Origin of the sequence: Flavobacterium sp., assembly GCF_024642105.1 — a bacterium.
Lineage (GTDB): Bacteria > Bacteroidota > Bacteroidia > Flavobacteriales > Flavobacteriaceae > Flavobacterium.
Genome location: NZ_JAHEBT010000025.1, coordinates 1 through 8,815, shown reverse-complemented (window position 1 = coordinate 8,815; position 8,815 = coordinate 1). Strand labels below are relative to the sequence as shown.

Genomic DNA, 8,815 nt, shown 5'->3' with positions numbered 1-8,815 from the left:
CATCAATTCCAAAATCTAAAGCGCCTTGAACATCGGCTTCCAAACAATCGCCAATCATAATACTGTTTTCTTTTTGGGCTTGAGCCAAATCCAACGCATGTTGAAATATAATAGGATTAGGTTTCTTAACCCCCGCCATTTCAGAATTGGTAATCGTTGTAAAATAAGTGTCAATATTTGAATTGGCTATTTTTTTATACTGAACATTGGCAAACCCATTGGTAATAATATGCAGTTGGTATTTTTCATTGAGATAATCCAATAGTTCAATAGCACCGTCAAACAAATGATTATTGTCAGGCAAAAAAGTAATATAATCCTCCGCCATTTGATGGATAGCTGCATCTGAAATCGCATAATTCAGAGCATCAAAAGAGTCCTTCAACCTCTTGTAACGCAACTCCTCGTGGGTGATTTTGTCGTACTGATACAACTTCCAACAGGCCTGATTGATAGGCGCGTATTTTGCTATAAAATCAGCTATGGCTATTTCAGGATGATTCTGTTTGAATATAGTAGCAAACGCCATCTCAGAATTTTTATCAAAATCCCAAAGGGTGTGATCCAAATCAAAAAAGACGTGCTGTATATTCTTGTTTTTCATATGTTTAAATTCTATTTTTTAGCGGTAACATATGTATCGCTTTTTTAATCATCGGTGTTTGCTTGCGCAAACTTGTGTTAATGGCGATTTCATAATTACAATTACAAAATTCCCTGATCGACAAAACTAAAGTAACTCGTTTCAGTGACTATTACATGATCTAAAATAGTTATTTCCAAACTCTCTCCTGCTCGTTTTAATTTTTGGGTAATTTGCTTATCAGCCTCACTGGGTTTCAAACTCCCCGAAGGATGATTATGACACAAAACCAAAGAAGTAGCGCCCATTTCCAGTGCTACTTTAAAAACCAAACGTACATCTACTACCGTTCCAGTAATCCCGCCTTTACTCAATTGTGTTTTCGAAATCACTTTATTCGAATTATTAAAATAAATAACCCAAAATTCTTCATGAGCCAATTCGCCAATAATAGGTTGCATTAACTCAAAAATAATTTTACTTGATGTAATTTTAAGCAACTCAACAGCCTCTTCTGCTCTTCGCCTTCTACCTAATTCTAAAGCCGCAACAATAGCAATTGCTTTAGCTTCTCCTATCCCTTTGAATTGCATCAATTGCGACAGACTCTGTTTCCCTAACGCATTCAAATTATGAGTAACACTAGCCAAAATTCGTTTACTTAAATCAACTGCTGTTTCATTCCGACTACCAGAACCAATTAATATAGCAATCAATTCAGCGTCGCTCAAAGCACTTTTGCCTTTAAGCATGAGTTTCTCCCGAGGTTTATCATCTTCGGACCAACTACTAATGGGAAAGGGGGCGTTTTCCATAGGTATTCTATTTGGGTAAAATTATTCAATCAACTGCTTAACTTCATCAAAATTCAATCCTCCGTAATTACCAGAACTCATCAACAATAAAGCAGAATTATCTAAATTTCGATTGAATAAATAGTGTTTAAATTCGGCTGGATTGGTATAGATAATTAAATCTTCTCGATTAAAAGCTTTGGCAATTTGCTCATAGGTTACTTCTTCCAATTGTTTGATTTTTACCGCATCTGGCGAATAAAAAACAACCGCTTCATCAGCATATTCCAAAGCACCTTCGTATTCCTTCAAAAACTCAGCATTCAAACTACTATAGGTATGCAACTCCAAACAAGCCACTAAAGTACGATTCGGATATTGCTCTTTTACCGCTTTGGTAGTCGCAGCCACCTTACTTGGAGAATGTGCAAAATCTTTATACGCTACTCTACCTTTTCCTTCGGCAATTTTTTCCAAACGTTTGGAAGCGCCTTTGAAACTGGCAATCGCTTCGTAAAAATCGGCTTCGTCTACACCCATATTTTGACAAATCCATTTGGCTCCAGCCAAATTGTTCAAATTATGCGCACCAAAAACTTCAATAGGCATTGGTCCTTCAGGAGTTTCTAAAAGTGTTACACCATCGCTAACCGAATAAGCGGGCGTACTATAAGGTAATTTCCGAATTGGATTCGTAGCGGCTTCCGATACACGTTTTACCTCAGCATCGTCTTCGTTGTACACTAGAATTCCGCCATTCGTAATTTTACTAATGAAAATTTCAAATTGTTCAACATAGTTGTCATAGGTTGGAAAAACATTAATATGATCCCAAGCAATCCCAGAAATCAAGGCAATATTAGGTTGGTACAAATGAAATTTCGGACGTCTATCAATGGGAGACGATAAATATTCATCTCCTTCCAAAACCATAAAATCATTTTCTTCAGTAAGATGCACCATCGTATCAAATCCTTCTAACTGCGCTCCCACCATATAATCTACCGCAATATTATGGTAATGCATGACATGCAAAATCATCGAAGTAATCGTGGTTTTCCCGTGAGAACCACCAATAACCACACGAGTTTTGTTTTTGGACTGTTCGTATAAAAATTCAGGATACGAATAAATTTTCAATCCTAATTCCTGCGCTTTCAACAACTCAGGATTGTCTGCCTTAGCGTGCATTCCTAGAATTACAGCTTCAATATCTGCGGTGATTTTCTCTGGAAACCAACCCATTTCAGCAGGTAAAATTCCTTTCTTTTCTAATCGTGATTTGGAAGGTTCAAAAATGGCATCGTCACTTCCTGTAACCTGATACCCTTTGTTGTGCAAAGCCAACGCTAAATTGTGCATCGCGCTCCCACCAATAGCAATAAAATGTAGCCCCCTAACCCCCGAAGGGGGAATGCTTTTAGTATTATTTTTATCAATCATCTTAAGTTTATTTATTAACCTCTTTTTTAAGCCCCTCCTTTGGAGGGGTTGGGGAGGCTTATTTTTCAAATTGTTCTTTTAACTCTTGGGCTTTATCCGAATTTTTCATTTTATACAAATACAAGCTGTATAATTTCTGAAAAGCCAATTTTGAATGGGTCAACTCAAAAGCTTTGAGGTAATTCCGCTCTGCTTTTTTATTTCTTCCAAAATATTCTTCAATGTATCCTTTAGACAAATAGCCATCCAAAGGCGACAAACGCATCAATTCATTGGAATAGGCTACTGCTTTCGCCTCACTACCGCCAATAATTCCTGGTAATTGCAAATACAACAACACCAATGCCCAACGCGATTCCTTGTGTTTAGGATCCAAAATTATAGCTTTTTCAAAAGACGATTTGATTTCGTCAATCATTCCCAATGCTTTGAATTTATTGACTTCTTTAGCCTTCATGCCTAAAGCCCCTCCATATTTATAATAATAATTGGCTTCGGTAGGCTGCAATTGTTTCAACTTTTTGTAATACAAAAGGGCTTTGTCCCATGATGTATTTTGACCTGCAATATCGCCTAAATGTTCTATTGCTTTTAAATGTGACGGATTCTCCTTCACTATAGTTTCAAACAACAAACGAGCTTGATCTGTTTTTCCGGCTTCCAAGAGTTGCTCTGCTTTCTCAAAATTAGCTTGAGACCAGAGTAGTATTGGAAAAAATAAAATGAGTAACACAATCCGTTTCATTCTCCAAAAATAGCGAAATTTATATTTGTTTTCTTGTTGATTTAGTAAGCTTTGACTTTTTTTATAAAAAAAATCCGCCTCATAAGAGACGGACTTATATTTTATATCAACTAAATACGTTTAGTTATTCAACATAGTCCACAATTTGTCTTTTAATTCAGTCAAACCTTGTTGTGCCACCGAAGAAATAAACAAATACGGAATATCCTTAAACGCAACATCTAATTCTGTCTTAAGTTCTGCCTTCAATTCTTCATCCAACATATCTATTTTTGAAATGACCAACAAACGTTCTTTGTCTAACATTTCCGGATTGTATTTGGTCAATTCGTTGACTAAAATATCGTACTCCGCTTTAATATCTGGTGTATCCACAGGGACTAAAAATAACAAAGTAGAATTTCGTTCAATATGACGCAAAAAGTAATGTCCTAATCCTTTTCCTTCAGCCGCACCTTCAATAATTCCAGGGATATCAGCAATTACAAACGATTGAAAATCGCGATACGCTACAATTCCTAAATTAGGTTTTAAAGTAGTAAAAGGATAATCTGCAATCTTAGGCTTAGCCGAAGTCAAAACCGATAATAAAGTCGATTTTCCTGCATTAGGAAAACCTACCAAACCTACATCAGCCAAGACTTTCAATTCTAAAATCACATCCATTTCCACACCTAGTAATCCAGGTTGTGCATACCGTGGTGTTTGATTAGTAGAACTTCTAAAGTGCCAGTTCCCCAGCCCTCCTTTTCCTCCTTGAGCCAAAATACGTTTTTCTCCGTCTTCGGTAATTTCAAACAAAACTTCGCCTGTTTCTTTGTCTTTGACTACAGTTCCTAAAGGCACTTCAATGAATTTGTCATCACCATCAGCTCCGGTACTTCGATCTCCTCCTCCGTCTCCACCGTGACCTGCTTTGACGTGACGAGCAAATTTTAAGTGAAACAAGGTCCAAAGTCCTTTATTTCCAACTAAATAAACGTGTCCTCCACGACCACCATCTCCACCATCTGGACCACCTTTTTCAATAAATTTTTCTCTATGCAAATGCGTAGAACCTTTTCCTCCTTTACCAGAAGAAACATATATTTTAACGTAATCTACGAAGTTACCTTCTGTCATTGTTCCTTATTTTATTAATCTATTAATGTTGTGATTAATACTTTATCAATCTTCACACCATCCATTTTTTGAGCTTCAAATTCCAATTTATTCCAAATCAACTTATCGCCTTCTTTTGGAATAGCCCCTAACTCCGTTATTATAAATCCACTCACAGTAGTTACCTCATAATCAGTAGTTCTCTCATCCAAATCAAAGTAAGTCAAGAAATCGTGCAATGAATATTGACCATCCACTAACCAAGAACCATCTTCATTAGCAATCAATTGGTATTCATCATCATCAAAATCAGCAGCATCCCCTACAAGCGCCTCCAAAATATCATTCAACGTAATAATCCCTTGAAAAACACCATACTCATCCGTTATAAAAGCATAATGCACTTTGGTCTTCTTGAAATTTTCTAATGCCTTATAAGCCGATGTATGTTCAATAAAATAAGAAGGTTCTTTAGCAATTGAGCGTAAGTTGAAGTTGCCTTTTTCAAAATTGGCAAACAAATCCTTCAAAAACACAACGCCCACAACCTCATCCAAATTTTCTTCACAAACGGGATAAACAGAATGCAATTCATCCAACACTTTGGATTTAATTTCTTCCAAAGTATCATCCATAGAAAGATACACCATCGAACTACGATGCGTCATCAACGAGTTGACCTTTCGATCTCCAATATGAAACACACGTTCCACAATATCTTGCTCAATTTCTTGAACCTCCCCTACCTCAGTACCTTCTTTAATAATCGCCTTAATTTCTTCCTCGGTTACCTTTCCGTCTGCCGTCGGTTTGATCTGAAGAATATCCAATAAAAACTCGGTAGAAGTAGTTAATAACCAAATAAAAGGAGCCGTAATAATGGAAATAATCTTCATCGGCATGGCCATCGCCTTAGCTATCGATTCCGGATGATTCAACCCAATTCGTTTGGGCAACAATTCACCCAAAACCAAAGAGAAAAAAGTCAACACCACTACTACAATTCCTACGGCAACCGAATGAGCATAAGGTTTAATCGCTTCAAACCCACTTATGAATAATTCTACATCTTCAGTAATTTTATTACCACTATAAATACCGGTCAAAATTCCAATAAGTGTAATTCCTATTTGAACTGCCGACAAAAATTTGTTGGGCGAATTCGCCAAATCAAGTGCGGTTTTAGCGGTTTTACTGCCTTTTTTAGCAGCAGTTTCTAATCGACTCTTTCGCGAAGAAATCAACGCAATTTCCGACATAGAGAAAACGCCATTCAATAGAATTAAGAGAAATATAATGAGTAGTTCCAATTGTATTTTTTTAAAAGTTTAAAATTCAGATTTAAAGATAAACAAATAAAGGATTTTTCTTTAATCCAAGGTCCCAAACGTTTTGTATCCTATTATAAATTGTCGATTACAGCGCTCAATCGTTCTGTGATTGCTGCGATAGAACCAATTCCATCAACAGCATAAAACTTCCCTTGCTCTTTGTAATACCCCATCAAAGGAGCTGTTTTTTCATTGTATTCTTGGTAACGATTTCTAATTTTTTCTTCATCTTGATCATCAGGTCTTCCTGAAGTCTTCCCTCTTTCTAATAAACGTTGTACCAAGATTTCATCGTCTGCTTCTAAGGCTACAGTAGCCGTAATTTGTTGTCCTTTTGATTCTAAAAAACGATCCAAAGCACCCGCTTGAGCCAATGTTCTTGGAAAACCGTCAAATAAAAAACCTGCTGAATGAGGATTATTATCTACTTCAGATTGCAACATTTGAATCGTTACTTCATCAGGCACTAAATCTCCTTTGTCCATGTAGGTCTTAGCTAGTTTTCCTAATTCCGTTTCATTTTTGATGTTGAATCTAAAAATATCACCTGTTGAAAGGTGTGTCAAATTGTATTTCCCTTTTAAAAATTCGGCTTGAGTTCCTTTTCCTGCTCCTGGTTTCCCAAATAAAACAATGTTAATCATCTTCTAAATCTATTTTTGTGTGTTGTAAATATGGTTTTTAATTAGTCTTTCGATTGATATACTTCGGGTAAATTACGCCCCAAACCGTCATAATCCAATCCGTAGCCTACAATAAATTTATTCGGAATTCGAATTCCCACATAATCTATCGACAGGTCTTTTTTATATGCCTCTGGTTTAAAAAACAAGGTCGCAATCCTAAACTCTTTTACGTTTTCACTTTCAAACAAGGCTTTCAAAGCAACCAAAGTATTCCCTGTATCCACAATATCTTCAATTACCACTACTGTTCTACCAGTCAAGTCTTGATTTAAGCCAAGGAGTTGCTTTACCTCTTCAGTAGAAGAAGTACCTTCGTAGGAAGCCATTTTAATAAAACTCACTTCACAAGGCGATGTATACCGTTTCAATAAATCCGAAACCACCATAAAAGCCCCATTCAGCACCCCAATAAAAACAGGAGTTTCATTCGAAAAGTCAGCCGTTATCTGCGCCACCATTTTAGCAATGGCAAGATCAATTTCTTTGGCAGAAATAAATGGCACAAATTGCTTATCGTGAAGTTGAATCATTATTCAATTTTAAAAATAAAGAGCAAATATACTGAATTCGGATTGGACAATCTATAAAAGACGGGGAATTTGTACATTTACAACTACGAATTATCCATTATCAATTGTTAATTATCAACGGACTAAGTATCTTTGCACACCTAGGCTACAAAAGCCCAGCAATTGAAGTAAAAGAGAAAACAAATGAATTATTTTTCTTCTGATTTTAAATTAGGAATCTTAGGCGGTGGTCAACTAGGCAAAATGCTATTGTTTGACACTCGGAAATTTGATATTCAAACCTACGTTTTAGACCCAAGTGACGAAGCACCTTGCAAAATTGCTTGCAACCAATTCTTTCAAGGCGACTTGATGGATTTTGACTCCGTGTACAACTTCGGAAAAAAAGTGGATGTTTTGACTTTCGAAATCGAATTGGTGAACTTAGATGCTCTTGTGAAATTGGAAGAAGAAGGAGTACCCGTTTATCCTTCGCCAAAAACCTTGAAATTGATTCAAAACAAAGGGATTCAAAAAGATTTTTATACGCAACATAATATTCCAACGGCAGCTTATCAACGATTTGAAAATCTTCAAAGTCTAAAATCAGCAATCAACAATCAACAATCAACGCTCCAAATGCCTTTTGTTTGGAAGTGTACCGAATTTGGTTACGACGGAAACGGAGTGAAAGTAGTTCGAAAAGTAGCTGATTTAGACGAATTACCCAACGTAGAATGTATTGCCGAGGCAATGATTCCGTTCAAAAACGAATTGGCCGTTATTGTATGTCGTAATCCTTCGGGCGAAATTAAAACCTACCCTGTGGTAGAAATGGAATTCCATCCCGAAGCCAATCAGGTAGAATATGTAATTTGTCCCGCACGTATTGATGATGAAGTTGCTAAAAAAGCCAGAGCCATTGCTTTAAATGTTTCACAACAATTTCATCATGTGGGATTATTAGCGGTGGAAATGTTCCAAACCGAAAATGACGAAATTGTAGTCAATGAAGTAGCGCCAAGACCGCATAATTCGGGTCATTATTCCATTGAAGCAAGTTACACCTCGCAATTTGAAAATCATTTGCGCGCCATTTTAAATTTACCTTTAGGCAATACCGATAGTAAAGTGGCTGGAATTATGGTAAATTTGGTAGGTGAAGAAGGCTACTCTGGACAGGTAATCTATGAAAATATTGAAAAAATACTAGAATGGGATGGCGTAACACCACACATCTACAGTAAAAAACAAACACGCCCTTTTAGAAAAATGGGACACGTCACCATCGTAAACGAAGACGTAAACAAAGCAAGAAAAATCGCCGAAGAAGTAAAAAATACGATTCGGGTAATTAGCTAATAAAACAATGTATCAATTTGAAAATTAGAAAATATATTTGCTTTTTTAGTATTTTTAAAATTTAAACAAAAAAACAACCAAAACCCTACTCACCCCTAGTAGGAATTCCCCTTTTGGGGGTTAGGGGGCTAATATGAAAGTAGCCATCATCATGGGAAGCATTTCGGATATGCCGGTAATGCAAGACGCCATCGACATTTTAAAAGAATTTGGAATCGAAACCGAAGTAGATATTGTTTCGGCACACAGAACTCCTGAAAA

General features: G+C 36.5%; 10 protein-coding genes. 2 read left to right on the top strand and 8 right to left on the bottom strand.

Features of this window, described 5'->3' with window-relative positions; genetic code table 11:
• The 8 genes from Q0L65_RS04700 to hpt all read right to left on the bottom strand — a co-directional run.
• Nucleotides 1-604: YjjG family noncanonical pyrimidine nucleotidase (locus Q0L65_RS04700; protein ID WP_296684046.1), on the bottom strand; the 604-nt coding region annotated here is incomplete at its 3' end.
• A gap of 101 nt (nt 605-705) precedes the next feature.
• On the bottom strand, nt 706-1,398 hold the full coding sequence (gene radC, locus Q0L65_RS04695) for a DNA repair protein RadC (RefSeq protein WP_296684044.1): 693 nt from the start codon (nt 1,396-1,398) through the stop codon (nt 706-708).
• A gap of 21 nt (nt 1,399-1,419) precedes the next feature.
• Nucleotides 1,420-2,820 carry a Mur ligase family protein gene (locus Q0L65_RS04690; RefSeq protein ID WP_296684042.1) on the bottom strand — a complete coding sequence of 467 codons (1,401 nt, stop codon included), beginning with the start codon at nt 2,818-2,820 and terminating at the stop codon, nt 1,420-1,422.
• A 58-nt stretch (nt 2,821-2,878) separates the two neighbouring features.
• Nucleotides 2,879-3,565 carry a tetratricopeptide repeat protein gene (locus tag Q0L65_RS04685; protein WP_296684039.1) on the bottom strand — a complete coding sequence of 229 codons (687 nt, stop codon included), beginning with the start codon at nt 3,563-3,565 and terminating at the stop codon, nt 2,879-2,881.
• Nucleotides 3,566-3,685: 120 nt separating this feature from the next.
• Nucleotides 3,686-4,687: a GTPase ObgE gene (obgE, locus tag Q0L65_RS04680; RefSeq protein ID WP_296684037.1), complete on the bottom strand. Its 1,002-nt coding sequence runs from the start codon at nt 4,685-4,687 to the stop codon at nt 3,686-3,688.
• A gap of 14 nt (nt 4,688-4,701) precedes the next feature.
• Nucleotides 4,702-5,976 carry a hemolysin family protein gene (locus Q0L65_RS04675; RefSeq protein WP_296684034.1) on the bottom strand — a complete coding sequence of 425 codons (1,275 nt, stop codon included), beginning with the start codon at nt 5,974-5,976 and terminating at the stop codon, nt 4,702-4,704.
• A gap of 92 nt (nt 5,977-6,068) precedes the next feature.
• Entirely contained in the window at nt 6,069-6,641 is a 573-nt protein-coding gene (locus Q0L65_RS04670; protein WP_296684032.1) for an adenylate kinase, read from the bottom strand.
• A 41-nt stretch (nt 6,642-6,682) separates the two neighbouring features.
• Nucleotides 6,683-7,213: a hypoxanthine phosphoribosyltransferase gene (gene hpt, locus Q0L65_RS04665; RefSeq protein WP_296684029.1), complete on the bottom strand. Its 531-nt coding sequence runs from the start codon at nt 7,211-7,213 to the stop codon at nt 6,683-6,685.
• Between the two features lie 183 nt (nt 7,214-7,396).
• Between hpt and Q0L65_RS04660 the strand changes: the two genes are divergently transcribed.
• On the top strand, nt 7,397-8,554 hold the full coding sequence (locus Q0L65_RS04660; RefSeq protein ID WP_296684027.1) for a 5-(carboxyamino)imidazole ribonucleotide synthase: 1,158 nt from the start codon (nt 7,397-7,399) through the stop codon (nt 8,552-8,554).
• Nucleotides 8,555-8,687: 133 nt separating this feature from the next.
• On the top strand, nt 8,688-8,815 hold a 128-nt coding region (locus tag Q0L65_RS04655), incomplete at its 3' end, for an AIR carboxylase family protein (RefSeq protein WP_296684048.1).

Coding starts and splice junctions, on each gene's coding strand:
- Q0L65_RS04690 (WP_296684042.1), bottom strand. CDS start 2,820: ATGATTGATAAAAATAATACTAAAAGCATTCCCCCTTCGGGGGTTAGG.
- radC (WP_296684044.1), bottom strand. CDS start 1,398: ATGGAAAACGCCCCCTTTCCCATTAGTAGTTGGTCCGAAGATGATAAA.
- Q0L65_RS04660 (WP_296684027.1), top strand. CDS start 7,397: ATGAATTATTTTTCTTCTGATTTTAAATTAGGAATCTTAGGCGGTGGT.
- Q0L65_RS04670 (WP_296684032.1), bottom strand. CDS start 6,641: ATGATTAACATTGTTTTATTTGGGAAACCAGGAGCAGGAAAAGGAACT.
- Q0L65_RS04685 (WP_296684039.1), bottom strand. CDS start 3,565: ATGAAACGGATTGTGTTACTCATTTTATTTTTTCCAATACTACTCTGG.
- obgE (WP_296684037.1), bottom strand. CDS start 4,687: ATGACAGAAGGTAACTTCGTAGATTACGTTAAAATATATGTTTCTTCT.
- hpt (WP_296684029.1), bottom strand. CDS start 7,213: ATGATTCAACTTCACGATAAGCAATTTGTGCCATTTATTTCTGCCAAA.